25 protein-coding genes are annotated in these 26,904 nt (G+C 64.7%); 15 read left to right on the top strand and 10 right to left on the bottom strand.

Annotated features, from left to right (window positions below):
• The first annotated feature begins 44 nt into the window (after window positions 1–44).
• From J2S96_RS07920 to J2S96_RS07895, 6 genes are all read left to right on the top strand, one after another.
• A complete protein-coding gene (locus J2S96_RS07920) occupies window positions 45–1,733 on the top strand; it encodes a trypsin-like peptidase domain-containing protein (protein WP_306861585.1) in 1,689 nt (562 codons plus the stop codon).
• 265 nt (window positions 1,734–1,998) lie between these two features.
• The gene (locus J2S96_RS07915) at window positions 1,999–2,799 is read left to right on the top strand and encodes an electron transfer flavoprotein subunit beta/FixA family protein (RefSeq protein ID WP_306861583.1); all 801 of its coding nucleotides are present in this window, start codon (window positions 1,999–2,001) and stop codon (window positions 2,797–2,799) included.
• Between the two features lie 14 nt (window positions 2,800–2,813).
• The gene (locus J2S96_RS07910) at window positions 2,814–3,767 is read left to right on the top strand and encodes an electron transfer flavoprotein subunit alpha/FixB family protein (protein WP_306861581.1); all 954 of its coding nucleotides are present in this window, start codon (window positions 2,814–2,816) and stop codon (window positions 3,765–3,767) included.
• Between the two features lie 5 nt (window positions 3,768–3,772).
• The gene (locus J2S96_RS07905) at window positions 3,773–4,552 is read left to right on the top strand and encodes a PIG-L deacetylase family protein (RefSeq protein ID WP_306861579.1); all 780 of its coding nucleotides are present in this window, start codon (window positions 3,773–3,775) and stop codon (window positions 4,550–4,552) included.
• Between the two features lie 74 nt (window positions 4,553–4,626).
• Window positions 4,627–5,172, top strand: a complete 546-nt coding sequence (locus J2S96_RS07900) for a gluconokinase (protein ID WP_306861577.1) — start codon at window positions 4,627–4,629, stop codon at window positions 5,170–5,172.
• Window positions 5,169–6,542, top strand: a complete 1,374-nt coding sequence (locus J2S96_RS07895) for a GntT/GntP/DsdX family permease (RefSeq protein ID WP_306861576.1) — start codon at window positions 5,169–5,171, stop codon at window positions 6,540–6,542. The genes J2S96_RS07900 and J2S96_RS07895 overlap by 4 nt, the downstream gene beginning before the upstream one ends.
• Before the next feature lie 98 nt (window positions 6,543–6,640).
• On the opposite strand, the gene J2S96_RS07890 is transcribed toward J2S96_RS07895, so the two are convergent.
• The 5 genes from J2S96_RS07890 to J2S96_RS07870 form a co-directional block, all read right to left on the bottom strand.
• The gene (locus J2S96_RS07890) at window positions 6,641–7,402 is read right to left on the bottom strand and encodes a MerR family transcriptional regulator (RefSeq protein WP_306861574.1); all 762 of its coding nucleotides are present in this window, start codon (window positions 7,400–7,402) and stop codon (window positions 6,641–6,643) included.
• Window positions 7,403–7,491: 89 nt separating this feature from the next.
• Window positions 7,492–8,358 carry an anti-sigma factor gene (locus J2S96_RS07885; RefSeq protein WP_370873042.1) on the bottom strand — a complete coding sequence of 289 codons (867 nt, stop codon included), beginning with the start codon at window positions 8,356–8,358 and terminating at the stop codon, window positions 7,492–7,494.
• Window position 8,359: 1 nt separating this feature from the next.
• The gene (gene sigK / locus J2S96_RS07880; protein ID WP_306861572.1) at window positions 8,360–8,956 is read right to left on the bottom strand and encodes an ECF RNA polymerase sigma factor SigK; all 597 of its coding nucleotides are present in this window, start codon (window positions 8,954–8,956) and stop codon (window positions 8,360–8,362) included.
• Window positions 8,957–9,201: 245 nt separating this feature from the next.
• Window positions 9,202–9,669 carry a tRNA (cytidine(34)-2'-O)-methyltransferase gene (locus J2S96_RS07875; protein WP_306861570.1) on the bottom strand — a complete coding sequence of 156 codons (468 nt, stop codon included), beginning with the start codon at window positions 9,667–9,669 and terminating at the stop codon, window positions 9,202–9,204.
• A gap of 44 nt (window positions 9,670–9,713) precedes the next feature.
• Complete coding sequence (locus J2S96_RS07870) at window positions 9,714–10,676, bottom strand: J domain-containing protein (protein WP_306861568.1); 963 nt, start codon at window positions 10,674–10,676, stop codon at window positions 9,714–9,716.
• Window positions 10,677–10,894: 218 nt separating this feature from the next.
• Between J2S96_RS07870 and J2S96_RS07865 the strand changes: the two genes are divergently transcribed.
• Window positions 10,895–11,560: a helix-turn-helix transcriptional regulator gene (locus J2S96_RS07865; RefSeq protein ID WP_306861566.1), complete on the top strand. Its 666-nt coding sequence runs from the start codon at window positions 10,895–10,897 to the stop codon at window positions 11,558–11,560.
• 130 nt (window positions 11,561–11,690) lie between these two features.
• Window positions 11,691–12,956 carry a cysteine desulfurase family protein gene (locus tag J2S96_RS07860; RefSeq protein ID WP_306861564.1) on the top strand — a complete coding sequence of 422 codons (1,266 nt, stop codon included), beginning with the start codon at window positions 11,691–11,693 and terminating at the stop codon, window positions 12,954–12,956.
• Here the strand turns inward: J2S96_RS07860 and J2S96_RS07855 are convergent.
• On the bottom strand, window positions 12,938–14,173 hold the full coding sequence (locus J2S96_RS07855) for an NAD(P)/FAD-dependent oxidoreductase (protein WP_306861562.1): 1,236 nt from the start codon (window positions 14,171–14,173) through the stop codon (window positions 12,938–12,940). The two genes, J2S96_RS07860 and J2S96_RS07855, sit on opposite strands and share 19 nt — an antisense overlap.
• A gap of 223 nt (window positions 14,174–14,396) precedes the next feature.
• Here J2S96_RS07855 and mnmA point away from each other — a divergent pair, with 223 nt between their 5' ends.
• The 5 genes from mnmA (at window position 14,397) to J2S96_RS07830 (ending at window position 21,421) form a co-directional block, all read left to right on the top strand.
• Window positions 14,397–15,536, top strand: coding sequence for a tRNA 2-thiouridine(34) synthase MnmA (gene mnmA, locus J2S96_RS07850; protein WP_306861560.1), 1,140 nt, complete (start codon window positions 14,397–14,399; stop codon window positions 15,534–15,536).
• Window positions 15,537–15,862: 326 nt separating this feature from the next.
• Window positions 15,863–17,491, top strand: a complete 1,629-nt coding sequence (locus J2S96_RS07845) for an ABC transporter substrate-binding protein (protein WP_306861558.1) — start codon at window positions 15,863–15,865, stop codon at window positions 17,489–17,491.
• A gap of 114 nt (window positions 17,492–17,605) precedes the next feature.
• The gene (locus tag J2S96_RS07840) at window positions 17,606–18,694 is read left to right on the top strand and encodes an ABC transporter permease (protein WP_306861556.1); all 1,089 of its coding nucleotides are present in this window, start codon (window positions 17,606–17,608) and stop codon (window positions 18,692–18,694) included.
• A 1-nt stretch (window position 18,695) separates the two neighbouring features.
• Window positions 18,696–19,715 carry an ABC transporter permease gene (locus J2S96_RS07835; protein ID WP_306861554.1) on the top strand — a complete coding sequence of 340 codons (1,020 nt, stop codon included), beginning with the start codon at window positions 18,696–18,698 and terminating at the stop codon, window positions 19,713–19,715.
• The gene (locus tag J2S96_RS07830) at window positions 19,712–21,421 is read left to right on the top strand and encodes an ABC transporter ATP-binding protein (protein ID WP_306861552.1); all 1,710 of its coding nucleotides are present in this window, start codon (window positions 19,712–19,714) and stop codon (window positions 21,419–21,421) included. The genes J2S96_RS07835 and J2S96_RS07830 overlap by 4 nt, the downstream gene beginning before the upstream one ends.
• A gap of 69 nt (window positions 21,422–21,490) precedes the next feature.
• Here J2S96_RS07830 and J2S96_RS07825 read toward each other — a convergent pair whose 3' ends face one another.
• The gene (locus J2S96_RS07825) at window positions 21,491–22,150 is read right to left on the bottom strand and encodes an NADPH-dependent F420 reductase (RefSeq protein ID WP_306861551.1); all 660 of its coding nucleotides are present in this window, start codon (window positions 22,148–22,150) and stop codon (window positions 21,491–21,493) included.
• Window positions 22,151–22,228: 78 nt separating this feature from the next.
• Between J2S96_RS07825 and J2S96_RS07820 the strand changes: the two genes are divergently transcribed.
• Both J2S96_RS07820 and J2S96_RS07815 read left to right on the top strand, forming a co-directional pair.
• On the top strand, window positions 22,229–22,615 hold the full coding sequence (locus tag J2S96_RS07820) for a chorismate mutase (RefSeq protein ID WP_306861549.1): 387 nt from the start codon (window positions 22,229–22,231) through the stop codon (window positions 22,613–22,615).
• A 4-nt stretch (window positions 22,616–22,619) separates the two neighbouring features.
• Window positions 22,620–23,675: a hypothetical protein gene (locus tag J2S96_RS07815; RefSeq protein WP_306861547.1), complete on the top strand. Its 1,056-nt coding sequence runs from the start codon at window positions 22,620–22,622 to the stop codon at window positions 23,673–23,675.
• A gap of 48 nt (window positions 23,676–23,723) precedes the next feature.
• On the opposite strand, the gene J2S96_RS07810 is transcribed toward J2S96_RS07815, so the two are convergent.
• The 3 genes from J2S96_RS07810 to J2S96_RS07800 are packed head-to-tail and all read right to left on the bottom strand — an operon-like array spanning window position 23,724 to window position 26,887.
• On the bottom strand, window positions 23,724–24,458 hold the full coding sequence (locus J2S96_RS07810; RefSeq protein ID WP_306861545.1) for a DUF4166 domain-containing protein: 735 nt from the start codon (window positions 24,456–24,458) through the stop codon (window positions 23,724–23,726).
• A 53-nt stretch (window positions 24,459–24,511) separates the two neighbouring features.
• A complete protein-coding gene (locus tag J2S96_RS07805) occupies window positions 24,512–25,804 on the bottom strand; it encodes a DUF58 domain-containing protein (protein ID WP_306861543.1) in 1,293 nt (430 codons plus the stop codon).
• Between the two features lie 39 nt (window positions 25,805–25,843).
• Window positions 25,844–26,887 carry an AAA family ATPase gene (locus J2S96_RS07800; protein WP_306861768.1) on the bottom strand — a complete coding sequence of 348 codons (1,044 nt, stop codon included), beginning with the start codon at window positions 26,885–26,887 and terminating at the stop codon, window positions 25,844–25,846.
• Between the last annotated feature and the right edge of the window lie 17 nt (window positions 26,888–26,904).

Genomic DNA, 26,904 nt, shown 5'->3' with positions numbered 1-26,904 from the left:
CAAGAGCGACGATAGTTAAGGGGACGAGGAAGAAAGGAAGTCCCATGACGGAGAACCCAGCACAGGGCGCCGCGCCTGAGAACAATGGCCCCGAGAACCATGGTCCTGACGGCACCGGCAAGGCGGAAGCGGACAAGCAAGCCAATTCCCAGCCTACGGCCCCGCTGCCGGCATACCAGCCGGGTCAGGATTTCACGGCGAAGCCCGAATACCCGGCGAAGCCCGAATACTCAGCGCAGCCCGAATACCCGGCGAAGCCCGAATATTCAGCGCAGCCCGCATATACGGCACACCACGCGGCGCAGACTCCCGGAGCGCCTGCACCTTGGGGCCAGGGCCGGGCCGAAAACGCTACCGAGCAGATCCATGCCCAGCACAGCGCCCCCCAGCACAGCGGCCCCCAGCACAGCGGGGGACCGCAGCACCCCTACCCGCAGCACCAGCCTTTCTACGGCGGACCGAATCCTGCACAGCACTATTCCACGCAGCAGTTCCCGGCCCACCCGGGCGGTCCGGCGGCCAACCCCAAGCGCAAGCCGGCCTTCGGCGTCGGCACCTTGGTAGCGTGCATCCTCGCAGCCGGCCTCGTGGGCGGAGGCGTCGTGGCCGCGAGCGATCAATTGCTCAGCAGCCGGACACCGGTAGCGTCCAGCAGCGGCCAGGCCGGAACGGTGATTGTCAATAACACGGACAATGTCAACGCCATCACCGCAGCCGCTGCCAAAGCGACGCCCAGCGTCGTGACCATCATGGCCTCCAGCGGAAACCAGGGCGGCACCGGTTCGGGTATCATCCTCGACGACCAGGGCCACATCCTGACCAATACGCACGTGGTGACCCTTGACGGTGCGAGCGCGAACGCCGCGATTGAGGTGCGGCTCAGCGACGGACGCGTCCTCAAGGCGACGGTAGTCGGCACCGACCCTCTGTCGGACCTCGCCATCATCAAGGTGGACAATGCCTCCGGCCTCGTGCCGGCCACCTTGGGTGATTCCAGCAAGCTCAACGTAGGGGACAACGCAATCGCCATCGGTGCTCCGCTTGGCCTGCCGGGCACTGTCACCGACGGCATCGTGTCCACCCTCAACCGCACCATCAGCGTGGCGTCCTCGGCCGTTCCCAACGGCGGCTCCGACAATTCGCAAAACGGCGGCCAGGGCGGATTCCAGTTCGCCCCTCCGGGCGGAGGCCAGAGCCAGAGCAGCGCCGGCCAGGGCTCCGTTTCGCTCAACGTGATCCAGACGGACGCGCCGATCAACCCGGGCAACTCCGGTGGAGCGCTCGTCAACACCAAGGGCGAGGTCATCGGCGTGAACGTGGCGATCGCTTCTGCCGGCAGCAACAGTGCCTCTTCGTCGTCAAGCGGCAACATTGGTGTGGGATTCAGCATCCCCATCAACAACGCGAAGCGTATTGCGCAGGAACTCATCAAGAACGGCAAGGCCACCCACGGGCAGTTCGGCGTCAGCGTGCAGCCTAAGTCGGCCACCGGAAGCGGCTCAGGGTTCTCAGTAGGTGCACAGGTCGCAGCCGTCACGGCGGGCTCCGCCGCGGAGAAGGCCGGACTCAGGGTGGGCGACGTTGTCACGAAGTTCGCAGGCAAGGACATCACCGATCCCGAGCAGCTCACCGCAGCTGTCCGCGAGCAGCCAGCAGGTGCAACGGTCAAGGTGACCATCCAGCGCGGCGGCCAGTCGCAGGAGCTCGACGTGACCTTGGATGCAGCTCCGTAGCAGCAGCCTGCACTGGACAGGCAGCTAGCAATGGACGACGGCGGGCGGCACCACAGCGGTGCGGCCCGCCGTCGACATTTGCTCGGCTGCCCTCCGCGGGAGCGATCCACGAAACAGGAGTTAACGCGGGTGCGCGGTGTTGTCCGACTTGTCCCGCAATATGCTTAGCTAGGACGAGCCCGTATGCCGGGCACTCTTGGCCATGCGCCCCGTTGCTGGCCATTCCCGAGTATGGAAGGCTGCCTCGAACACAGTGGGAGATACATTGAAGATTGTTGTTCTGGTCAAGCACGTCCCGGACGCGCAGTTCGACCGACACCTCACCGGCCCAGGCAACACCGTGGACCGCGACGAGAGCATTCTGTCCGAACTGGACGAGTATGCGCTTGAAGCTGCGCTGCAGCTGAGCGAAGCCCGTGGGGGTGCCAAGGCAGGCAATGAGGTCATCGCCTTGAGCATGGGTCCCGCCGGTGCCGTGAACGCCGTCAAGAAATCCTTGCAGATCGGCGCCTCCTCGGGAGCCCACTTGAGCGACGATGCCTTGGCAGGATCCGACGCCGCCGCTACCTCGCTTGCCCTCGCCGCTGCGATCCGCCATCTCGGCGCGGACTCGCCCGTGGACCTCGTGGTGACCGGCATGGCCTCGACCGACGGCGAAACGTCGTTGGTCCCGGCACAACTCGCTGAGCGGCTCGGACTCCCGCAAGTCACTTTTGCGTCCTCCCTGGAGGTCAACGGCGAACACGTCGTAGCGCGCCGTGACGGTGATGCCCACGCGGACACAGTGGAGGCAACCTTGCCCGCGTTGGTATCCGTGACGGACCAGATCAACGAGCCGCGATACCCCAACTTCAAGGGCATCCTTGCGGCCAAGAAGAAGAAAATCACGGCACTCACGCTGGCCGACATCGGCGTCGACGCCGCGCAGGTGGGCGCGGCAGGTTCGCTGACTGCCGTCGAGACCGCTGAAGCACGGCCGCCGCGTACTGCCGGCACCATCATCACCGACGAAGGCGACGCCGGCATCAAGCTGGTTGAGTTCCTGGCCGCCCAGAAGCTGCTCTAAGAGGATTCCGACACATGGCAAAAGCACTTGTATTCATTGACAACCCGGGCGCGGCCCTCAAGAAGAGCAGCCTGGAACTCCTGACCATCGCGCGTTCCCTCGGGGAGGCGGTGGTCGCCCTTAACGGCGAGCTGCACGACGACGTCGTCGCCGCCCTTGGGGCGCAAGGCGCCTCGGCCCTTTACCGCCCGTCCGCGACGGATCTTGACGACTTCCTGATTGCGCCGAAAGCCGCATATCTTGCGGCGGCAGTCGAGGCCTCCGGGGCCGGGACCGTCCTGTTGGAGAACACGGCGGACGGCAAGGAAATCGCGGCCCGTCTTGGCGTGAAACTCAACGCCGGCGTCATCACCGACGTTGTAGGGGTCGACGCAGACGGCACGGCCCACAAGTCGGTCCTGGCCGGCTCCTACACCACCACGGCCAAGGCTCGGACCTCCATCGCCGTGCTCACGGTCAAGCCGAACAGTGTCGACGTCGTGGCCCCGGCCGCGGCAAGCACGCCCGAAACCGTCACTATCGATGTCCCGGCCGATGCCACCGCGAACGCCGCCCGCGTCACCGGGCGTACGGAAAAGGCGGCCAGCGGCCGTCCTGAGCTCACTGAAGCCCGGATCGTGGTTGCAGGTGGACGCGGCGTCGACGGCGACTTTGGCCCCTTGGAGGAACTGGCCGACGCGCTGGGCGGTGCACTGGGGGCTTCCCGTGCCGCGACGGATGCGGGCTGGATCGGCCATGACTACCAGGTTGGCCAGACGGGCAAGACCGTGTCCCCGCAGCTCTACATTTCGGCGGGTATCTCCGGGGCGATCCAGCAGAAGGCCGGGATGCAGACCTCCAAGGTCATCGTCGCGATCAACAAGGATGCTGAATCGCCGATCTTCGAAATCGCGGACTTCGGCATCGTCGGCGACCTCTTCAAAGTTGTTCCCCAAGCCACGGATGAGATCAAAAAGCGGAAAGGCTGATCCCTTTGTCTTCTGACGCCACGTCAGCAAAGAGCCCGTTCAACGCCTCCACGGAGCGCGTTGAGCGGGTGCTTTGTTTTACCGCCCACCCGGACGACGTCGACTTTGGCGCAGCCGGGACAATTGCTGCCTGGACCGCTGCCGGCGTCGAGGTCAGCTACTGCGTCATGACCGACGGCGACGCCGGAGGCTTCGATCCTGCCAACCGCGAAGAGATCATTGCGATGCGCGCAGAGGAGCAGAGACAAGCCGCCGCCCTCGTCGGGGTGACGGATGTGCACTATCTCCATGAGTGCGACGGCTACTTGGAACCGACGCACGGGGTGATCAAACAAGTGGTGAAGCTCATCCGCGAAATCCGACCCGACATCGTGCTGGCCATGCACCCGGAACGCAATTGGGACAGGATCCAGAAGAGCCATCCCGACCACCTCGCCGTGGGGGAGATCGTGACCCGTGCGGTGTACCCGGCGCTGGAGAACCCTTTCGCCTATCCGGAACTGGCTGAAGCCGGCCTCGAGGCCTTCAAACTGCCGTGGCTGTGGCTCTTCGCCGGTCCCGAAGCCCGCGAGAACTATTTCGTTGATGTCACTGAACACATCGACGCGAAACTGGCCGCCATCCGGATCCACGCGAGCCAGCACCCCGATCTGGAGGGCATGGAGCGGGCTGTCCGGGGCATGCTCCGGCACAATGCCTCCCGCGCCGGTATGCCCGCGGGACGCGCCGCCGAGGCGTTCCATGTGGTGGAAGTCAACGGGTCCCAAACCATCGCCGGTTTCTGAAATTGCTGATGTGTAATCTCTGTCATATGCTTACTTTCGTTTAAATCATATTTAATTGAGAGAGGCAGACTTTGATGGCGAAGACTGCACAACAACCGGTACTGGTGATCATGGGCGTCTCCGGTTCCGGTAAATCGACAGTGGCCGGCGTGTTGGCCGGCCGGCTGGGTTGGGACCTCGCCGAAGGCGACGACCTGCACCCGGAAGCAAACGTTGCAAAGATGCAGGCGGGGCACGCACTCAGCGATGAGGACCGTTGGCCGTGGCTGGACATCATTGCCGATTGGATCAAGGAGCGTACCGCAGCAGGTAAGCCCGGCATCATCACGTGCTCGGCCTTGAAAAAGCAGTACCGGGACGTCCTGCGCGGCGAGGGTGTCGTGTTCGTCTTCCTTCAGGGGAGCAAGGACAAGATTTCCGACCGGCTGGCTTCGCGTCACGGGCACTTCATGCCCGCCTCGCTGCTGGAGTCCCAGTTCGAAGCCCTGGAGGCGCCCACCGAGGACGAGAACCACATCTCGCTGTGCGTCTCTGCTTCCCCCGCCGAAGAGGCAGAAGAAATCATCGAACGGCTCAGCCTCGAAGCACAGCCGGCACACACAATTGGAGACGTAGCGTGAACTGGACTGGGCACGATACCCAACTCCTCGTGGTCGCGGCGATCGGCATTGCGCTGATCGTGCTGTTGATCGCAAAATTCAAGGTCCACCCCTTCCTGTCCCTGGTACTCGGCTCAGCCTTCGTCGGCCTGGCGTCCGGAGTCGGGCTCGACAAGGTAGTCAGCAACTTCGAAGACGGCGTGGGAGGCGTCCTCAAGGAAGTCGGCCTCCTGATTGCCCTCGGCGCGATGCTGGGCAAGCTCCTCGCGGACTCCGGCGGCGCGAACCGCGTGGTTGACACCTTGCTTGAGAAGGCCAGGGGCAACAAAGTGGTCTGGATGATCACCTTGGTTGCGGTCATCATCGGCCTCCCGATGTTCTTTGAGATCGGCCTCGTCCTGCTGCTTCCGGTGATCGTCCTGGTCACCCAGCGCTCCCAGATGAAGCTCATGCGCATCGCTATCCCGGCGCTCGCCGGCCTGTCCGTGCTGCACGGCTTGATCCCGCCGCACCCCGGACCACTCATCGCCGTCAGCGCTGTGAAGGCTGAACTGGGCACCACCCTCGCGTTGGGACTCTTGGTTGCCGTCCCCACGGTAATCATTTGCGGACCGCTGTTTTCCCGTTTGGCCGCACGCTGGGTTCCCGTGGATGCCCCGGCAGTGGCCGGCGGCGTCGACACCAAGCACGCCGTCGACCTCAGCGAAGTGAAGCGCCAGCCGACCTTCCTCGTCACGCTGCTGACCATCATTTTCCCCGTGGTACTCATGCTCCTGAAGGCCATCGCGGACATTGTCTGGCCCGACGCGGCCCACGCTCCGATGATCCGTACGATCCTTGACTTCGTCGGCCAGCCGCTCGTGGCGATGACCCTGGCTGTGCTCGCGGCCATGGTGACCTTCGGCTACGCCGTCGGCTTCACCGGAAGCAAGATCACCGCCAAGCTCGGCAGCAGCCTCGGACCGATTGCCGCGATCCTGCTGATCGTGGGCGCGGGCGGTGGCTTCAAGCAGACCCTGATCGGAGCCGGCGTCGGCGACGCGGTCAAGAAATGGGCCGAAGGTGCCCACATGTCCGTGCTGATTCTGGGCTTCATTGTGGCTGTGGCGCTTCGCCTGGCCACGGGCTCGGCAACGGTTGCCACTGTGACGGCTGCGGGCATCGTGGCTCCATTGGCGAGCAGCCTGAGCCCGACGCACGCCGCACTGCTCGCGTTGGCCATCGGTGCCGGCTCGCTGTTCCTGTCCCACGTCAACGACGCAGGGTTCTGGCTTGTGAAGGAACTCTTCGGGCTCACGGTCGGGCAGACGTTCAAGACGTGGTCGGTGATGGAGACGCTCATCTCGGTGGTCGCCTTCGCCTTCATCATGGTGCTCTCGCTGATCATTTAGCGCTACTGCCAGCAGCCAGTACGAAAGTACGACGGCGGCCTGTCCCCTGGGGGAGTCCCCTCGGGACAGGCCGCCGTCGTACTTTCCGGAGGAAGGGACTAGCTGAGCTTTTCCGCTGCGTAAACCTTGATGCCCTCCAGCAGGTAGGCCGCCAGCCCGGTCCGGACCTTGTCGTAATTGGCAGTGAACCGTGGGTCGTCCACATACATCTGTCCCAGGCCAACGTAGGATTCGGCGGTGGGCGTCCAACTGGCACAAATCCACTTGTAGTGCCGGCCGACGGCTGCCTGGACGTCCGGGTGGTCCGCCGGGAGTGCCTCGTCGAAGCACCGGGCGAGATCCTGGTTCAGCGCCGAGTATTCCTCCATGAAGGCCTGTTTTTGGGCCGTTGTCATCGCCGAGTGGCGGGCCTTGCTCTCGTCGACGGCCCGATCACCCCAACGCTCCCGTGCCTCGGCTTCGTAGGGGTTGTTGTCGAAATCCTTGAAAATGTTCTCCGCGGTCATGGCTTCTCCTTGACGTAGTGCTGCGATAGTGGCGTCGACCGTCCGGGACATGCGGTCCAGGCGGTCGCGCTCGGCCAGCAGCCAGTTCCTGTGCACCGCAAGTGCCTCCACAGGGTCGGCCTGGCCATCCAGAACTTCGCCGATGGTCTCGAGCCCAAGGCCAAGTTCACGAAGCAGGAGGATCCGCTGCAGGCGCAGCAGCTCAGGCTGGCCGTAGTACCGGTAGCCATTGCGCCCCGTATGGGCAGGCTCCAAGAGACCTAGCTGGTCATAGTGGCGCAAGGTCCGCGAGGAAACCTTGCTTGCCTTGGCCAGTTCGGAAATGGTCCAGGTGCCGCGGTCGTCCTGCTTCATGTAACCAGCGTAGAAGTTGACGCAACGTCAAGGTCAAGTACCGTCGCCAGCCGGGCTCGTTGACCCTCATTGTCCGCGGTCCCTCGCTGCTACGTGAGGGGAGCTGCGGCGACCGTCGGGAGCGTCGGCTTCTTGGAGCCGCCTACGGGCTCAACCGTGATGCCGAGTGACGCGGCACTGGCAATGCCGGAGACAACCGCCGGACGGCTCAAGGCCTGGGCATCCATGAGTCCCTGGGATACGGGATCGGAGCCGTCCTTGGGAATGAGCCACATCTGGTAGACCTTGCCGGCGGGGGGAGCCGGAACTCCGTTCATACGGACCACCACAGCGTTCTTCGAGCTGGAGATGGACACCGTGGCGGTGCCGCCGCCGTTGACATCGACGGTGGCTTGCCGGACATCGCCGGCCTGCAGTACTTGGTTAACGGGATCATTCTGCCCCGCTACGTAGACGCCCACTCCTACACCGCCAAGAGCAATCACAGCCGCCGCCGCAGCGGCCGCAACCCAACCGCGGACGCCGCCGAAACGTCGGCGATCCCGCCTGGTCCGGGAGGCGGCGAGGTCCACGACGCCGGGGGCAACGGGTGTTGCAGGCCTAGCCGAAACTTGGGGAACCGATGACGGCGCGGATGCCTCGCGCGGTTGCTGCGGCAGCTGCCGCAGAATGTCCTGCAGGAGCCCCGGCCGCGGATCGGCCTCGTCGGCGAAAGACGTGGCGAGTGTTTCGCGTGACTGCCTGACCCGCTCCAGGAACGCCGAACGTTCCGGCGCGGTGGCAATGTAGCGGTCGATTTCCGCCCGCTCGGCCTCGTCCAAGGCATCGAGGGCGTAGATCTCGGCAAGCTCCAGGACCCGGCCTTCGGCGAGATCAGTGGCTATATCGGTGGCAAACATCCTGCGGAGGTAACCTTCCTTCCCGAAGTTCTGGTTGTTGTCATCGTGTTCGGTCATGTCAGCTCACCCCCAGGCACGTCTTGAGCCGGAGAAGTCCATCGCGGATGCGGGACTTGATGGTCGGAATCGCGGCGCCGAGTTGTTCGGCAACCTCCCGGTAGGTGAGGCCGCCGTAGTAGGCGAGTCGCACGGATTCCAATTGCGTCTCGGTGAGGGTGCCAAGGCAACGGGTGACGGCCTCGGCCTCGAGCCGGCTGTTGGCTTCCTCTTCCACCGAATCGTGGTCAAGGAGCTGGCTCGCGGCACCGTATTTCGCTTCGCGGTCCGTGGCGGACTGGGCCGAGCGGACGCGGTCAATCGCACGCCGGTGGGTGATGGTCATGAGCCACGCGAGCGCGCTGCCTGCCTCAGGATCGAATTTGTCCGCGTTCTGCCAGACCTGGATGAACACTTCCTGGGTGGTATCTTCACTCAAGCCGGCGTCCACCAACACGCGCTTGGCCATGCCGAAGACCCTCCGCGCCGTAAGCCGGTAGAACTCGCTGAAGGCGCCGCGGTCGCCGTCGGCCATCAACCCCAGCAATTCCGCAAGCTGCGCATTCGAGCCGGCAACCAGGCTGGGAGCCTCGGGGCCTTGTGCATTCGGTGTATCCATCACCGTCCAGCATAGATTGCCGGCGACCCTGGCAGTACCAGAAGCACTGCGGGTGTTGAGAGTAGTCACCTGCGCCCCTTCCGGACGTCGCTCCACAGGCCCGTCGCTCCGCGGGTCCCTTGCTTCGCAGGCCAGCTGCCTGCCCAGGCTCTGGCGCCTGTAAATGGTATTCGGCGCAGGGCGGGCGTTGGATGGGTGATCCGTGGAAGTGACGTCGGCGACAGTCCGGCGGCCAGGCCTGCCGGCTAGAGCTTTGCCCCGGCAAAACCGTGCTGGCGCCAGGCCTCGTACACCGCGATGGAGGCGGCGTTGGCCAGGTTCAGTGAGCGTAGCGACGGCAACATGGGGAGCCGGACCCGGGCTGTGACGTGCGGGTCCTGTTTCAGCCAGTCCGGAAGTCCGACCGACTCGGGACCGAACAGCAAGACGTCGCCCTCCTCGTAGGCAATGTCCGTGTACGAGGATTCGCCCTCGGAGGTAAAGGCGAAGACGCGTTCGGGCTGCAATACCGCCCAGGCAGCCTCGATGTCCTTGTGCACCGTGACCACCGCGAGGTCGTGGTAGTCGAGTCCCGCACGGCGCAGCTTCGCGTCGGAGAAGTCGAAGCCCAGTGGCTCCACGAGGTGGAGCTCAGCGCCGGTGATGGCGGCGAGCCGGATGGCGTTTCCCGTGTTGCCGGGGATTTCAGGGGTGTGGAAGAGGATACGGAACACGTATCAATCCTAGCCAGCGAATATGCAGGGTTGCGCCTGCAGGCTCAGTGCATGCCGCGCAGCAGCCGGGCCAGGACCGGGACAACCACGGTATTGGGCACCGGGCCTGAACTCAGGAACTGCTTGAGTCCGCGGGCCAGCCCTGATGCGTTGACAATTTGCACCGAGCCCATAGCCCCGTCCGTGCGCGACCGGTAGTGGTCGATGACGGGTTCGTGCGGGTTGCCGTCCGGGCTATGGACAACTACCCAAGCGGTTACATTCAGCTCCGGGAAGATCTCCTGCGTGTGGCGAACAATCAGCTCGAGTTGCGGCGGTGGCACTGAACGGCCGCCGTGTTTGAGCGCCACGCCGTCCCAGGCATAGGCGCCCTTGGGCAGCAGCATGGAACCGATCAGCGCCAAGCGGTAGCCGGCAAGCAGCGCGTGATCGATGTGGCTGTCGTCCGAAGGGGAGCGGAGCCCGTTGATGAGCCGGGCTGAGGGGATGGCAGTCAGGATCTGGCGGCTGATGAGCTGGACTGTGCGCATTTCGCGCTGAATGCGGGCTTCAGCGCCGAAGATTCCACGCTTCCGGGGAATCCCGTGGATCTGCAACGCGGCGTCGCCCTTGGAGAGCAGGGGCACCTCGTGGGGATCATCGAAGGGCGGGACATAGACGGGGGCGTCGCCGGCGGTATTGCGAGGGGCGTTCGGCCTGCGGACCCCTGGGCTGGTGCGGGCTTCCCATCCGGGAGCACCGGCCCCGCCGTAGTCCGGTCTTTGCGTGGGGGAGGGGCTCGTCCTGCCCGTGGCGCCGCTCGCGTAGCGGCGGTCGTACTCCGCCCGTCGCTTTGGATCGATCAGTATTTCGTACGCGAGCGTGACCTGCCGAAAGACTTCGGGGTCCCCGCCGTGGTCCGGGTGGGCGTTCCGCGCAGCCTTCCGGTAGGCCACTTTGATCTCCTTGTCCGTCGCAGTGACGGGAACCCGGAGGATCTGATAGTGGGAACTGCTGCCCTGAACCAACCACGGGCCTTTCTCTGGGATACTGAATATTCACGCCGCACCGGAGTGGAGCGGCGATCTTGGCAAGTCTAGCCAGCCCGCCTTGAAAACGACCGCGGCCCGCGCTTTAGTTCCCCGGGTCCCGCCGCTGCCGGTGGCATGATCATGCCCGTCCATGCCCCGGAAGGGTTCACCCGGGATTAAGCAATGAGTGTTGATTTTAGAGTTAAGCTGAATGCATGACCGGACTCCCCTGGCTGCGGCGGCTCTCCGCTTTGGCCTCCCTCGACGACGGGAACCGCCGCCGCTTGTACGAGCACGTCCGCGGTGCGCGCGGTGCGGTCAGCCGCGACGACGCAGCGCTGGCCCTCGGACTTCCCCGCAGCACCGCCTCCTTCCACCTGGACCGGCTGGTCCGCGACGGGCTCTTGAGTGTTGAGTTCCGTAAGCTCGGGGGCAAGGTCGGTCCGGGTTCCGGGCGCCCTGCGAAGCTCTATACGCCCGTCGTGGAAGAGATCGGCGCCTCGGTTCCGGAGCGCCACTATGACCTCGCCGGGGAAGTGATGGCCACCGCCATCGAGGACTTAATGGCCAAGGGCGGCTCTCCCCGGGAAGCCCTCCTTGAAACCGCCTACGCCCGGGGCCGCGAAGCCGGAATGGCGGAGCCGCGTTTCGGTGATGTCTTGGCAAACTATGGGTACAGGCCGGAAGCTGACGACGACGGCGGGTACTCCCTGGTCAATTGCCCGTTCCGCCGGCTGGCCGACAGCCACACGGACGTCGTCTGCGCCCTGAACGGCGCCTTCCTGAGCGGCGCGGCTGCCGCGTGTGGAATCGCCGAGGACCGGATCGTAAATGACAACCGTGAAGGCCATTGTTGCGCGAGAATCCGTCCGACATCGTGATCCGTTCCGCGGACGTGGCCGAGCAGTCCGGGAAGGCACCGCCCAGGGAGGCCCCGTCCGGGAAGGCACCGCCCGCGAAGGCCCGCCCGCCGCCCGAGCCTGGATTCGCCTCGCTCGATAGACTTGGGTAGTGCCTGTTTACCTGGACCATGCCGCCACCACGCCCCTTGCCACCGTCGCCCTCACTGCCATGACCCGCGAGTTGGCACGGACCGGCAATCCGTCATCGCTGCACGCCTCCGGACGGCGTGCCCGCCGAGCCGTCGAAGACGCGCGGGAGGCGATTGCGGCAGCGGCCGGGGCGCATCCTTCTGAACTCATTTTCACGTCAGGAGGCACCGAGGCTGACAATCTCGCCGTCAAGGGCCTCTATTGGTCCCGTCACGACGCAGACGGCCGGCGCAAGCGGATCCTTTGTTCCGCCGTCGAGCACCATGCGGTACAGGACACCGTCGAATGGCTTGAACGGCACGAAGGCGCCGAAGCGGTCTGGCTCCCCGTCGATCCCCAAGGGGTGGTGCGGCTGGACGCCGTTCGTGCGGAGATCGAACGCGATCCTGAATCGGTGGCCTTGGTCACCGTCATGTGGGCAAACAACGAGGTGGGCAGCATCCAACCCGTCAAGGAGATCGTGGAAATCGCCACCGCCCACGGCATCCCCGTGCACTCGGACGCAGTCCAGGCGTTCGGTTCGATTCCGCTGAGCTTCCGCGAATCCGGGCTCGCTGCGATGTCGGTCTCCAGCCACAAGATCGGCGGACCCGTGGGCGTCGGCGCCCTCTTCCTGGGGCGATCCACCAAGGTCACTCCGGTCCAGCACGGGGGAGGGCAGGAGCGCGACGTCCGTTCGGGAACCCTGGACACTGCGTCCATCGCGGCATTCGCCGCCGCGGCGGAGTCGGTGGCTCAAAACCTGGTTGCAGAGCGCGCGCGAATCGGCGCCTTGCGGGACCGGATTATCGACGGCGTCAAGGCTGCCATCCCCGAGGCAGTGCTACGCGGAGCAACCGGCGACGCGAGGCTCCCCGGCAACGCGCATTTTACGTTTCCGGGCTGCGAAGGGGACTCCCTGCTGTTCCTCCTGGACCTCGCGGGCATCGAATCATCAACCGGCTCCGCCTGCACTGCGGGAGTGCCCAGGCCCTCGCACGTCCTCCTGGCCATGGGGTTGGACGAGGACACCGCCCGCGGGGCGCAACGTTTCAGCCTGGGGCACCCATCGAACGACGCCGACGTCGACGCCCTGCTCAAGGCTCTCCCGGACGCCTATGCCCGGGCGAAGCTCGCCGGAATGGCCGGCCACGAGTCCAGCATCCAAACCGCCGCTACGGCGGCCCGTAACCACGGGAACGTCCCTGCCGGCGGCCCGGCAGGGGATCAGTTGGGAAGCAACTGATCAATCGGGACGGCCGGATCAGTCAAGCGGTCCACGTCCACCGGGACGCGCCCCGAAATAAGTGCCTTGACCGGCTTCTGTACCCGCTGCTGGTTGACACTCATGCCTGCCACCACGGCGCCGTCCCGTAGCCAGAACGCGAGGAAGGTGTTTTCCGCCAAGCTGCCGCGGATGACGGGCGCGGACCCCGCCGCGAGCGTGGGATATCCCCAGTACTCCATCGAGACATCGAACTGGTCCGTATAGAAATACGGGACCACGTCCAGCATCGCGTCCTGTCCCAGCATTGCTTTGGCCGCGACCTTGCCACCATTGAGGGCGTTGGACCAGTGCTCGCTGCGGTGGTGGTCGCCGGTGAAAGGATGGAGGGCGTTGGCGACGTCCCCTGCCGCGAACACGTCCGGACTGCTGCTCCGGAGCGAAGAGTCCACCAGGATGCCGTTGCCGATCTCCAGCCCGGCGGCTTCGGCCAGCGCCGTATCCGGAGCCACGCCGACGGCCATAACCACCAGGTCGGCCGGAAGGACCTCGCCGGAGTTGGTGACGACGGCGCTCGCCTTGTTCCCGGTACCGGTGATTTCCGCCGCGCTCGCGGGGAGCCGGAACTGCACGCCGTGCTTTTCGTGCACGCTGCGGAAGAAAGCACCCAGTTCGGGGCCGATGGCCATGCTGAGCGGCACGTCCTCCAGTCCCAGCAGCGTCACGGAGTTGCCGTAGATGCTCGCGGCCGCGGCAAGCTCCATGCCGATCCAACCCGAGCCGATCATCACAACATTCCGGCCTCCGCGGGCCAGTTCCTCCTTGAGCCTGCGCGAATCATTGAATGTCCTGAACGTCGTGACCCCCGCAAGATCGGAACCAGGGAGCGGAAGCCGGCGAGGCTGCGCCCCCGTGGCGATCAGGAGTTTGCTGAACTGAAGTTCGGTTCCCGATCCCAGCTGTACCGTGTGGGCTCCGGGGTCGGCGGTGGCTACCGTCTCGCCCAGGAGGAGTTCGACCCCGTTCTCCTGGTACCAGCCGGCCGCCAGCACCGGGACGGAATCCTCGCCGGCTTTGCCGAGGAGGAACTCCTTGGAGAGGGGAGGACGCAAGTAGGGTTGTTCATTCTCGGCGCAAACCACGGTGATGCGGCCCTGGAAACCTTCCGAGCGCAGGGTCTTGGCCGCCGTGGCGCCAGCCAGGCCGCCACCTGCAATAAGGATGTGTTCAGTGTCCATGGTGACTCGATTCGCGGGGAGTGGGTCCGTTCGCGGGGCCAGGCTGCGTGTGCGCAAACGCCTACGCGGCCGCAATCTAAAACTGTTTGTTTTGACTTTAGAATCCACCCCGACGGTGGTCAAGGCATTTTTGGGGCGGATTCCCGCGGGCGCTAGAATAGTGGGGCGCCCTTAGTGTCTTCGGCGCATACCTCTTCCTCCTGAACATCTACAGAAAGCCAGCATGCGAGTTCTTGCAGCCATGAGCGGCGGGGTCGACTCCGCCGTTGCCGCCGCCCGCGCCGTCGAGGCAGGGCACGACGTCGTCGGCGTCCACTTGGCGCTGTCCCGCATGCCCGGAACATTGCGCACCGGCAGCCGCGGCTGCTGCACCATCGAAGACTCCCGCGACGCTTGGCGGGCCTGCGACGTGCTGGGGATTCCGTACTACGTTTGGGACTTCTCGGAACGCTTCAAGGAAGACGTGGTCCAAGACTTCATCGACGAGTACGCCGCCGGCCGCACTCCCAATCCCTGCATGCGCTGCAACGAGCGGATCAAGTTTGCCGCTTTGTTGGAGAAGGCCATCGCACTGGGCTTCGACGCGGTCTGCACGGGGCACTACGCCAAGGTCATCCAGGACGCGGACGGCAATCCCGAACTCCACCGCGCGGCCGATTGGGCCAAGGACCAAAGCTACGTGCTCGGTGTGCTGACCCATGAACAGCTCAAGCACTCCATGTTCCCGCTGGCGGAGACTCCGTCCAAGGCCGAGGTCCGCGCAGAGGCCGAGCGCCGCGGCCTGTCCGTGGCGAACAAGCCGGACAGCCATGACATCTGCTTCATCCCGGACGGCGATACCGCCGGCTGGCTCGCCGAGAAGATCGACATGTCCACGGGCGACATTGTGGACGAGGCCGGAACCAAGGTGGGGGAGCACGCCGGGGCCAATGCCTTCACCGTAGGCCAGCGCCGCGGCCTCAAGCTCGGCACTCCCGCCGCTGACGGCAAGCCGCGCTTCGTGCTGGAAATCCGGCCCAAGGAAAACAAAGTGGTCGTCGGTCCCGAGGCCCTGCTGGCCATCGACGAGATCCGTGGAATCAAGGTGTCCTGGGCGGGACTACCTATTGCCGAGGTTGCCACCGGCGCCGAATTCGATTGCTACGCGCAGGTCCGCGCCCACGGGGACCCGGTTCCCGCCAAGGCATCCGTTGAACGGCGTGTCGACGAGGCCGGCGTCGAGCGCGAAGGCCTCGTAGTGACCCTTGTCGATTCCCTCCGCGGGGTCGCGCCAGGCCAGACCATCGTGCTGTACCAAGGCACCCGCGTCCTGGGCCAGGCAACCATCGACGCCGCCCGGTCCCTTCAGCGCGCGGAGCTCTAGGCCCGCCAGACGCAATGCTGGCGCCGGTCCGCTGATCGGCCGGACAGCACCGCCGCGTAGTGTTGCCGCGGAATCCCCGAGACTTCCTCCTGGGGTTTCCGCGGCCATTTTTTAGCGCTAACAAATTTCTCGTGCCCCGTTCTGCCTGAACTGTGAAGCGTTCCTAGCGGACTTCACGCCAAAAGAAAAGTAAATTTTGTGTCTCAACTCACAAAATCAAACGTTTCACCAAAAAACCGTCTGGTTGAATCGTGGAGTCAGGAGTATGTGCTCCGAGAAAATTACCCACGGCAGTTCGCCGTTTCCATCGAACAGAAAGTTCACTGATGGCATTGAACAAAAAAGCCTTGCGCAGCGTTATCGCGTTCGCGGGCATCTCCGTATTCGCTCTGACGGCCTGCACGGGCCCGGCGGGCGGCGGCGGTTCAGCTTCCTCAGCGGCCAGCGGCCCCATCGCTTATGGCACCACCGACAAGGTGACTGCACTCGATCCCGCGGGTTCGTATGACAACGGTTCCTTCATGGTGATGAACCAGGTCTATTCCTTCCTGCTCAACTCGAAGCCAGGAAGTGCCGAACCCGTTCCGGACCTCGCGGCGTCGGCATCGTTCACCTCGCCTACCGAGTACACCGTCAAGATGAAGCCCGGGCTCAAGTGGGCCAACGGCCACACGCTCGACTCGGCCGACGTCAAGTTTTCATTCGACCGGCAGCTCAAGATCAACGACCCCGCGGGTCCTGCAAGCTTGCTCGCAAACCTGGACAGCGTCACCGCCCCTGACGCCAGCACTGTCGTTTTCAAGCTGAAGCTCGCCAACGACCAGACGTTCCCGCAGATCCTCAGCAGCCCGGCCGCGCCGATTGTCGACCACCAGGTCTTCCCGGCCGACAAACTGCTTTCCGATGATGACATCATCAAGGCCAAGGCGTTCTACGGTCAGTACACGATCGACAGCTACAAGAAGAACGAACTCATCAGCCTCAAGGCCTACCCTGACTACCAGGGTGTCCTGGGCAAGCCGGCCAACGACGCCGCCACGATCAAGTACTACGCTGAGCCGACAAACATGAAGCTGGACATCCAGCAGGGCAACATCGACGTTGCGAACCGAAGCCTCAGCGCCACCGACGTCGACGACCTCAAGAAGGACTCGAAGGTCAAGGTCAACGTTGGTCCCGGCGGCGAGATCCGCTACATCACGTTCAACTTCAACACCATGCCGTTTGGCGCCAAGGCGCCGGACGCCGACCCGGCGAAGGCACTTGCCGTGCGCCAGGCGATCGCCAACCTCGTTGACCGCCAGTCAATCGCGGACCAGGTCTACAAGGGCACATACCTGCCGCTGTACTCCAACGTCCCCAGCGGCTTCCTGGGCGCCAACGAGTCGTTCAAGGATGCCTATGGCGACAACGGAAAGCCGAGCCTGGACAAGGCCAAGAAGGTCCTTTCCGACGCCGGTGTCAAGGATGTCGTGACGCTGAACCTCCAGTACAACCCGGACCACTACGGCAAGTCCTCGGGTGACGAGTACGCCATGATCAAGGACCAGCTCGAGAAGTCGGGCCTCTTCAAGGTGAACCTGCAGTCCACCGAATGGGTGACCTACAGCAAGGCCAGCCGTGCGGACGAGTACCCGCTGTTCCAGTTCGGTTGGTTCCCTGACTTCAGCGACCCGGACAACTACCTGACCCCGTTCTTCCCGAACGGTGGCTTCTTGAAGAACCACTTCAACGACCCGGCCGTGACGGACCTGATCAACAAGCAGCTCACCGCAACGGACAAGTCGACTCGCGAGTCCACCATCAAGGACGCCCAGAACGCTTTGGCAAAGGACATTTCCACGTTGCCGCTGCTGCAGGGTGCACAGGTTGCCATCTCGGCGAAGGGCGTGAACGGCGTCGACAAGACGCTTGACGCTTCCTTCAAGTTCCGATTGGGAACCATTTCAAAGTAAGCAGCCGGTAGGGGGAGGCGGGTGCCAACAGGTGCTTTGCCTCCCCTTATTGCTGATTGCCTCACATATGAGCAAAAACCCGCGCGATCCGCGGGCAATGAACTTTAGGTAGCAATGACAACACTAATAGAGGTGCCCGACGTCGAACCGGACGCGGTCGCTCCCAAGAGCAAATCAGCGGGCGGGGGTCTGGGCAGGTACATCGTGGTCCGGTTCTTCCTGATCATTCCCACGATCTTCATCCTCGTGACTCTGGTTTTCTTCCTCATGCGGGTCATCGGTGACCCCATCACCGCAGCACAGGGCGGCCGCCTTCCTCCGGATGTCCTGGCACAGCGGATCCACGACGCCGGTTACGACCGGCCGATCATCTTCCAGTACTTCGAATACCTGGGCCAGTTGGTCACCGGTAACTTCGGCACCACCATCACGGACCGGCGCCCCGTCGTCGAAATGCTTTCGACCTTCGGCGCGGCCACCCTGGAGCTGACCATCAACGCGCTGATCGTGGCTCTCGCGGTCGGTATTCCGCTGGGCATGATCGCCGCGCAACGGCGCGACAAGGCGACGGACGCCTTCCTGCGCTGCTTCGCCATCCTCTGCTACGCCACTCCGGTCTTTTTCTCCGGGCTCCTGCTCAAGCTGACGTTCTCCGTTTGGCTCGGCTGGCTCCCAGTTGCCGGGCGCGTGTCTACCCGCACCGAGCTGACCATGGGCCAACTGGCCGCCCCCTCCGGCATCTATTGGCTTGATGCCCTGCGCAGCGGCGACTTCAACGCACTCGGCGACGTCGTGTCGCACGCCGTGCTTCCCGCTATTGCCCTGGGTCTCCTGACCGCCGGCGTCTTCCTGCGCCTCGTCCGGACCAATGTCATCGGAACGCTGGGCAAGGATTACGTCGAGGCCGGCCGTTCCCGCGGCGTCAGCGAGTTCCGGCTCGTGACCAAGCACGCCTACAAGCCGGCGCTGATCCCCATTATCACCGTCATGGGCCTGCAGATCGCGCTGATGCTCGGCGGCGCCGTCCTCACCGAGACCACCTTCGAATGGAAGGGACTTGGCTACCAGCTGGTCCAGTACTTGAACGCCAGGGACTTCGTGGCGGTCCAGGGCATCGTGGTGCTGCTGGCCGTCATCGTCGCAATCACCAACTTCGTCGTGGACGTCGTCGCCGCGCTGATCGACCCGCGAGTGAGGTACTGACATGAGCACTGCAACAATTTCAGGACGGAAGAAGTCCTTCCTGTCCGGACTTCCCGTCATTTCCCACGTCAACAAGAGCGTCGGCCTCCAGCGCGGCATGCTCATCACCGGGCTTGTGCTGACCGGGCTCTTCCTCCTCTCCACCGTCCTTGCGCCGTTCATCGCGCCGTACGGCTATTCCCAACTTAGTGACGCTTCCGGTTCGTTCCCCACCCAGGAGGCACCCAGCAGCAAGCACCTGCTCGGCACCACGGTGGGCGGCTATGACGTCCTCTCGCGCGTCCTGTGGGGTTCACAGACCGCCGTCACCGTGATCGTCGTCGCCGTGGCGATGTCCATCTTCCTCGGCGTGGCGCTGGGCCTGCTCAGTGGCTACTTCGGCGGCTGGCTGGACCGGGTGCTGGTGGTCATCGCAGATGCCATCTATGCCTTTCCTTCCCTGCTGCTGGCGATCGTCATGTCCATCGTCATCAGCCGTGGGCAGTCGAGCTTCTGGGGCGGCATCCTCGCCTGCGCCTTCTCGATCACTGTGGTGTTCGTTCCGCAGTATTTCCGCGTGATCCGGGCCGAAACCATCAGACTCAAGGCCGAGCCGTTCGTGGAATCTGCCATGGTGCTGGGCGCGTCCAGCCTCCGGATCATCACCCGGCACATCTTCAAGAACGCCACCAGGACGCTTCCGCTGATGTTCACCCTGAACGCCTCCGAAGCGATCCTGACCCTTGCCGGCCTTGGCTTCCTGGGCTTCGGCATCGAACCGTCCTCGGCGGCAGAATGGGGCTTCGACCTCAACAAGGCCATGGCAGACGCGTCCTCCGGCATTTGGTGGACCGGCGTCTTCCCCGGTATCGCGATCGTCCTCACGGTGCTGGGGCTGACCTTGGTCGGCGAGAGCATCAACGATCTCAACGATCCCCGCTTGCGCGGCCGCAAGCGTGCCGGGGGCAAGGCTTCCCGCGCCAAGGCCGCGGCAGGAACTCCCCAACCGGAAACAGGCAGCCCAGAAGCAGGTAAGGCATGACCACCAACATCGGCAACATTTCGGACCAGCCGCTGCCCTCCGGGCAGCCAGTCCTGGACATCGAACGGCTCAAAGTCACCTTTGCCACCGACAGCGGCGACGTCCACGCGGTCAAGGACGTCAGCCTCGAGGTCAAAGCCGGCGAAGTGGTGGCGATCGTAGGCGAGTCGGGTTCCGGCAAGACCGTCACGGCCAAGACCATCCTGGGGCTCCTCCCTGAAACTGCCATCAGCTCGGGAGCCGTGCTGATCAACGGCAACAACGTCATCAGTGTCAGTGCCTCAAAACTGCGCAAGATCCGCGGCCGCGACGTCGCCATGGTCTTCCAGGAACCGTCAACGGCCCTGAACCCGGTGTTCACGGTCGGCTGGCAGATCGCCGAAGGCATCCGGGCCCATGCCTCCGACGGCCACCGGATCTCGGCCAAGGAAGCCAAGAAGCGGGCCACCGAAGCCCTGCGGAAGGTGGGCATCCCCGATCCCGAAATCCGTGTCAACTACTATCCGCACCAGCTTTCCGGAGGCCAGAAGCAACGCGTCGTCATCGCGGCCGCGCTCGCCTTGAACCCTGGTTTGATCGTGGCGGACGAGCCGACGACGGCACTGGACGTCACTGTCCAGGCCGAGATCCTCCAGTTGCTCCGAGACCTGCGGGACAAGTACGGCACCTCGATTGTGCTCATTACGCACAACATGGGCGTCGTGGCCGACCTGGCCGACCGCGTCGTGGTTATGTATCAAGGCGATGTCGTCGAAGAGGCCACCTCCAGGGTCCTGTTCGCCGAGCCCAAGCAGGACTACACCAAGAAGCTGCTGGCCGCCGTACCGCACCTTGGGCGCAACTCAGCGTCCGAAGGGGCCACCGAGCGGTTGCACCAGACCGGGAAGGTGCTGGTTGAGGCCAAGAACCTCACCATCGAGTACCCAGGGCGTCTCGGCAAGCCGGGGTTCAAGGCCGTGAACAACGTCAGTTTCACGGTCTCCGAGAATGAGGTCTTTGGCCTGGTTGGCGAGTCCGGTTCCGGCAAGTCCACCATCGGCCGGGCCATCGCGGGCCTCAACAGGGCAACCGGCGGCAGCCTCAAGGTCCTTGGCTACGAAATGCTGGGCTTCAAGGAGCACACCTTCAAGCCGCTGCGCAAGGACATCGGCTTCGTTTTCCAGGACCCGGCCGCCTCGTTCAACCCTCACCTGACCATCGGTGAGTGTGTCGCGGAACCGCTGCTCATCCATACCCACCCCAGCCCGGCCCAGGCACGCCTGCGCGTGGCGCAGCTGCTCGAATCGGTGCAGCTGCCGGCGTCGTACGCGGAACGCTTCCCGCACGAGCTCTCCGGCGGGCAGCGCCAGCGCGCGTCGCTGGCACGTTCGCTCGCGCTCAACCCGCGCCTCCTGATCGCCGACGAGCCGACCTCGGCCCTCGACGTATCCGTGCAGGCAAAGGTACTGGAACTGTTCAAGGACATCCAGGAAGAGTTCGGTTTTGCCGCGCTGTTCATCAGCCACGACCTCGCCGTCGTGGACATCCTCTCCCATTGGGTGGGCGTGTTGTACAAGGGTGAGCTCGTGGAACAGGGGATCGGCAGCCAGATTATGGGGGCTCCCCAGCACGACTACACCCGCAGGCTCATCGCCTCGCTGCCGGTGCCGGATCCTGCGGAACAGGCCCGACGCCGCGAAGAGAACCGCGCGCTGCTGGGCATCTAGCCCGTCAGCCACAAGAACGGACATGCCCGCCCTTCTCCACGAAAGGCGGGCATGTCCGTTCCGCCACGGCTATTCGGACACGATGCTGATGTTGAAGAGCTTGTCCTTCGGCTGGCCCATGAAGATCCGGAGCCATAGCGGCATCCACATTTCCAGGCCTCGGGCGGCCTCGAGGCCGCCCAGGTCGCGGATATGTTCCGGACGCCAGCCGAACTCCCGCAGGAGTCCGACGACGGTGGCTTTCGCGTCGTCGTCGTTCCCCGCTACGAAGACGTCATGGGCTCCGTCGGCCAACCTGAGTGGATCAACCATCAGGGGAGCAGTCAGGGTGTTGAGGGTCTTGACGACGCGTGCCTCGGGGAAGGCACGCTGGATGGTTTCGGCGATGCTATCGGTGTTGCAGACGGAGAGCGACGGCGGAAATCCGGCCGAAAAGTCCAGCGGATTGGACACATCCACAAGTACCTTGCCCGCCAGGTTTGCCTCGCCGGCCTCGCTCAATGCCGCAAGCGAGACCGTTCCCGGGGTCGCGTTGACCACGGTCTCGGCCATGGCTGCCGCCTGCGCGAAGGAGCCGGAGCTCGCTCCCGGTCCGGCCTGCGCCGCCCACTCCGTCCCCTTGGGATTGCCGGCCTCCCGGGATCCCATCATGACCTCGTGGCCTACCGCCACCAATTTGCTTGCGAGGGCATGCCCTACCATTCCGGTGCCAAGAACTGCGATTCTCATTCGGGCTCTCCTTATCATCGGCGCGGACATGCCCATTCTGCCCCTCAAGGCCGGCCCGGCACACCATAGACTGGAGGAATGACCGAGCAGAACCACGCCCTCCCCGACGCCGACTCCTTCGATCCTTCCGCCAGCTCCCTCGCCGGCCGCGTGGACCAGGCCGTCATGGACGAGTTGCTCTCCATCCGCTCCAGCATCGACAACATCGACGCCACGCTCGTCTTCCTCCTCGCGGAACGCTTCAAGGCCACCCAGAAGGTGGGAGTCCTCAAGGCGACGCACAAGCTGCCTGCAGGGGACCCGGGACGCGAGTCCGCCCAGATTGCGCGGCTCCGCCGTCTCGCCGAAGAAGCGCACCTCGATCCTGCCTTCGCCGAGAAATTCCTGAATTTCATCATCAGTGAGGTCATCCGGCACCACGAGGCAATCGCCGAGGACCACCAGGCTTCCATTGCGCAGGCCTGAACCCGTGGCCGCCGAAACCGAGCAGTACGCCGAAACCGAGCAGTACCAAGTCACCGCCACGGCGTTGGGTCCTTGGCCCGGAACGGATCCTGCTGAGGCAGCACGGGTGATCCGTGGTGAACTGGGCAGCCCCCACTTGCCGTTCCTCGCCGAGCTGCCGGACCGTGGTGTGGGCTCCGATGCCCTCGGCCGGACGGCATCCCTCCTGGTTGAGCTGGCCATCGATGTGCAGCCGCACGGCTGGCGCCTGGTCGACCGTCCTGGCAAAGACCTGCGGCGCGCCAAGTCCGCCCTTGCCACGGATCTCAACGTCCTGGCCGACGTCGCCGGCTCGGAAGAGACCTCAGCCGAGGCACTGAAAATCCAGTTGCGTGGCCCCCTGAGCCTTGCGGCGGGCCTCTACTTGCACAATGGTGAACGCGCCCTGCTCGATTACGGAGCGCGCAGGGACATTGCAGAGTCCTTGGCCGCCGGAGTCGCCGAGCACGTGTCCCGCGTCCGCGCCGCGGTGCCTGGTGCCGGAATAGTGGTCCAGATCGACGAGCCGGACATTGCTTCCGTGTTGGCCGGCACCATTCCCACCGCGAGCGGCTACCGGACCCTGCGCGCCATCCCGGCGGAAGAGGCCACGGGAGCCTGGCGGTTGGTGATCGACGCGTTGCGGGTCGCAGGAGTGACGGAGACAGTGATTTCGGTTCCCGAAATCGAGGCCCCCATCCAGCAGATCCTCTCCTCAGGAGCCGATGGCGTCGCCCTTCCACTCAAAGCACTTACCACGCGCCAATGGGAGCAGATTGCCACCGCAGTGGAAGCGGGCAAGCGACTGTGGGCCGGCGCTTTGCCAACAGAGGATCCGCAGTCAAAGGCGCCACGTACCGCTGAACTGGTGGACAACGTCTGGCGGCCTTGGCGCCAACTCGGCCTGTCGGCGTCGAGCCTGGGTGCCTTGCGCGTCACACCGTCCGACGGGCTGGCAGGATTCTCGCCATCGGGCGCCAAAGAAGTCCTGAGCCGCTTGACCCGGCTTGCGGACGGGCTGAACCAGCTAGCGCTCGGCTAGCCTGCTGTCCTGCACTTCCCGGACGGGTCCTTCCAAGACGCGCCGTTCCTAGACGCGCCGTTCCCAGCGGTCCGGCTCGGCATAGCGGGGGAGCCCGACGGCGGCGGTAGCGCTTCGTGCAGCCGCGGCGCCATCCGTCTGGGGTAGCGAGGGCGCCAAACGGTAATCGAAGGAGCCCGCGTAGACCAGGACCAGGCCCACGTGTGCCTGAAGCACCTTCACCTGGATCCGATGCTTGCCTTCCGCCCCGTCCCACCACTGCTCCGCGTAGGCCTTCGCATCCAGGGAAGCCGGCAAGGTGAGCCTCAGCGGACCCAGGAACAACCGCGAGGCACCCGAGACCCCGCGAAGCCGCCCCTCCGGTGTGACATCCAGGTCTAATGCCGTGGCGAGCCTGCGGTACCGGCCCAAGTAGTCGACCAGGCGGGTACCGCCGTCGTTGGTGGTCTCCGCGACAGTGGTGTCATGGAACAACCGGGTGCGCCCGGCAAAGAAAATCTCACGCCGGGCCGTAAGGCTGGAACGTCCGAACGGGTCAAGGTGCGCATGATTTTCGATACGGAAAGGGATCCGCTCGCCGTACTCGGGAAAGAAGGCCTCTTCACTTGCAACGGTGGCCAGGAGCGGACGGAGCCACTTCTGCCGGCAACCGACTACGTCGAACACGCCCTCGCCGATTCCGTAGGATCCGGAGTCCGGGGCAAGCGAGAAATAGTCCTGGAGCTCAGGCTGCAACTGACGGAACTTAGCGCCCAGCGCCAACTCGTAGATGGGTGTGCTCATGTGGTTTTCCTCGGATTCGGATGGTTGATTTCTGGACTCGGCGCCTGGGCAGGCTACAAGCGGCCCGCGGCCTTGAGACGAATGTACGCATCCGCCAGGAGCGGCGGCAGTTCCAACGGCTCGGCGTCGACTACTTCCGCCCCGAGCTGGCGCAAGTGGGCGCTCACGGCCTCGCGGTCCAGCAGGGCGCGTTCGGCGGCCGAGGCCCGGAAGACCTGGCTCGCCGTCGTGCGCTTTTCCTTCATCCGCCCAAGCAAGGGGTCCCGCACCGATCCAAGCAGGACTACATGCTGCCGCACCAGTTGCGCCACTAAGGGAATGAGTCCTTCCTCGGGCGCGCCGCTGTCGAGTGAGGTCAACAGGACCACCAGGGAACGGTGCGCCGAAATGGCCCGTACCTCGGCCGGAATCCTGGCCCAGTCCATCTCGATCAGTTCCGCCTCAAGCGGAGTCATTGCCTGGACCAAGGAACCGAGGAGATTGTCTTTCGCCGCCGAATCGACGCGCCCGCGGACGCGTCTGTCGAACGCGAAGAAGTCCACGCGGTCGCCTCCCCGCTCGGCCAACACTGCCAGCAAGAGGGCCGCTTCCATGCCGGTGTCCAGGCGGGGCTCGTCATCGATGCGGGCTGCCGCCGTCCGCGAGGTGTCCAGCATGATCACGACGCGGCGGTCCCGTTCCGGTCGCCAGGTCCGGACGACGATGGCGGTGCGCCGGGCGGTTGCCCGCCAGTCGATGGAGCGCACGTCGTCGCCCCGGACATAATCGCGGAGGGAATCGAATTCGGTGCCGGCCCCGCGGATCTGCACGGCCGCTTTGCCGTCGAGCTCCCGCAATTTCCGGAGCTTGGACGGCAAATGCCGCTTGGAATGGAACGGCGGCAGCACGCGCAGACGGCCAGGAAGGGCCACGGTGCGTTGTCTGGCAGCCAGGCCAAGCGGGCCAAACGAACGCAGCGTAACGTGCGGTGCGGTCAGCTCGCCCCGTCGTGTGGGCCTCAGCCGCACCGACATCCGCCGCCGCTCCCCAGCCGGAATCTCGACGCGCTGGACCGGGGTGACCGTTCCAGCGGAGGGCTGCCAGGCGTCCCGCACCAGCCCGCGGAAGGTCCGCCGGTTACCGTTTTCCAGCGTCAAAAAGGATTCCGTTTCAGAGTGCAGGGTAACGTTCCCCGGATCCTTCCGCTGCAGGCCGATCTTCGCAGGCGATGCGGCCAGCAAGACGTCGCCCAAAACCAGAGCCAGCAGCACGGCGGTGGTGAGAAGGACCGTGTTCCAGGCAGGAAACAGTACCAACGGGGCCAATGCGGCGAAAACCAGCAGCACGAAGCGGCCTGTGATCGCCATTCAACACCGCCTGAAGTAAAGGGTCATGAGCGCGGCCAATCAGCGGGGCACCGGGACAGAAGCCAGGATGCTGCCGAGGACATCATCCACGTGCACACCGTCCATTTGGGCTTCGGGACGAAGTCCGACCCGGTGCCGCAAACACGGCAGGGAGAGTGCTTTGACGTCATCCGGGGTGACGAAGTTGCGTCCGGACAGCCATGCCCAGGCACGTGAGGTGTTCAGCAGGGCTGTGGCGCCACGCGGGGAGACCCCCAGCTGGAACGACGGCGCCGCACGCGTCGCCCGCACGATGTCCACGATGTAGCCGAGGATCTCGGGGGCCACTGTCACTCCGGCCACCGCCTCGCGCGCATTTTGGAGTTCGGAGGCCCCCGCCACCGGCCTGACTCCCGCAGCCAGCAAGTTGCGCGGATCAAAACCTTCCGAATGCCTGCGGACCACCTCGATCTCTTCGGCCCGTCCGGGCAACGGCATGGAGAGCTTGAGGAGGAAGCGGTCCAGCTGGGCCTCAGGCAGGGGATACGTGCCCTCGTACTCCACCGGGTTCTGCGTGGCGGCCACAATGAACGGCGACGGCAAGGGCCGGGAAAGTCCATCCACCGATACCTGGCGCTCCTCCATGGCTTCCAGCAGCGAAGCCTGGGTCTTGGGCGGCGTTCGGTTGATTTCGTCCGCCAACATGATGTTGGTGAATACCGGTCCTTCGCGGAAGGTGAATTCGGAGGTGTGCGAGTCGTAGACGAGCGAGCCGGTGACGTCACCGGGCATCAGGTCCGGCGTGAACTGGACGCGCTTCGTATCCAGGCTCAGTGCCGTGGACAAAGCCCTCACCAGCAGGGTCTTGGCAACGCCCGGTACACCTTCCAGCAAGACGTGCCCCCCGCACAACAGCGCTATGAGCATGCCCGTCACCGTTGCATCCTGCCCGACGACGGCCTTGCCTACCTCGTGGCGGACATCCAGCAGGGCCTTGCGGGCAGGGTCGGAGTGGCTGGGGGCTTGCGCTGGCGGACCGTTCGACGCCGGGCCTCCGGAGTAGCCATCGCTGCCGTCGGTGAAGCTGTTTGCTTGGTTGCTCATTGCGTGGTTGCTCATTG

It is taken from the genome of Arthrobacter bambusae (assembly GCF_030812595.1).
Lineage (GTDB): Bacteria > Actinomycetota > Actinomycetes > Actinomycetales > Micrococcaceae > Arthrobacter > Arthrobacter bambusae_B.
Note: the sequence above shows the minus strand (reverse complement) of the source record. Positions and strands in the feature narration are given on the sequence as shown.

Excerpts from the sequence above, each read along its gene's own strand:
- J2S96_RS07820 (WP_306861549.1), top strand. The coding sequence starts at position 22,229 with ATGACCGAGCAGAACCACGCCCTCCCCGACGCCGACTCCTTCGATCCT.
- mnmA (WP_306861560.1), top strand. The coding sequence starts at position 14,397 with ATGCGAGTTCTTGCAGCCATGAGCGGCGGGGTCGACTCCGCCGTTGCC.
- J2S96_RS07920 (WP_306861585.1), top strand. The coding sequence starts at position 45 with ATGACGGAGAACCCAGCACAGGGCGCCGCGCCTGAGAACAATGGCCCC.
- J2S96_RS07835 (WP_306861554.1), top strand. The coding sequence starts at position 18,696 with ATGAGCACTGCAACAATTTCAGGACGGAAGAAGTCCTTCCTGTCCGGA.
- J2S96_RS07805 (WP_306861543.1), bottom strand. The coding sequence starts at position 25,804 with ATGGCGATCACAGGCCGCTTCGTGCTGCTGGTTTTCGCCGCATTGGCC.
- J2S96_RS07800 (WP_306861768.1), bottom strand. The coding sequence starts at position 26,887 with ATGAGCAACCAAGCAAACAGCTTCACCGACGGCAGCGATGGCTACTCC.
- J2S96_RS07825 (WP_306861551.1), bottom strand. The coding sequence starts at position 22,150 with ATGAGAATCGCAGTTCTTGGCACCGGAATGGTAGGGCATGCCCTCGCA.
- J2S96_RS07845 (WP_306861558.1), top strand. The coding sequence starts at position 15,863 with ATGGCATTGAACAAAAAAGCCTTGCGCAGCGTTATCGCGTTCGCGGGC.
- J2S96_RS07910 (WP_306861581.1), top strand. The coding sequence starts at position 2,814 with ATGGCAAAAGCACTTGTATTCATTGACAACCCGGGCGCGGCCCTCAAG.
- sigK (WP_306861572.1), bottom strand. The coding sequence starts at position 8,956 with ATGGATACACCGAATGCACAAGGCCCCGAGGCTCCCAGCCTGGTTGCC.
- J2S96_RS07830 (WP_306861552.1), top strand. The coding sequence starts at position 19,712 with ATGACCACCAACATCGGCAACATTTCGGACCAGCCGCTGCCCTCCGGG.
- J2S96_RS07810 (WP_306861545.1), bottom strand. The coding sequence starts at position 24,458 with ATGAGCACACCCATCTACGAGTTGGCGCTGGGCGCTAAGTTCCGTCAG.
- J2S96_RS07900 (WP_306861577.1), top strand. The coding sequence starts at position 4,627 with ATGGCGAAGACTGCACAACAACCGGTACTGGTGATCATGGGCGTCTCC.
- J2S96_RS07890 (WP_306861574.1), bottom strand. The coding sequence starts at position 7,402 with ATGAAGCAGGACGACCGCGGCACCTGGACCATTTCCGAACTGGCCAAG.
- J2S96_RS07840 (WP_306861556.1), top strand. The coding sequence starts at position 17,606 with ATGACAACACTAATAGAGGTGCCCGACGTCGAACCGGACGCGGTCGCT.
- J2S96_RS07885 (WP_370873042.1), bottom strand. The coding sequence starts at position 8,358 with ATGACCGAACACGATGACAACAACCAGAACTTCGGGAAGGAAGGTTAC.
- J2S96_RS07855 (WP_306861562.1), bottom strand. The coding sequence starts at position 14,173 with ATGGACACTGAACACATCCTTATTGCAGGTGGCGGCCTGGCTGGCGCC.
- J2S96_RS07865 (WP_306861566.1), top strand. The coding sequence starts at position 10,895 with ATGACCGGACTCCCCTGGCTGCGGCGGCTCTCCGCTTTGGCCTCCCTC.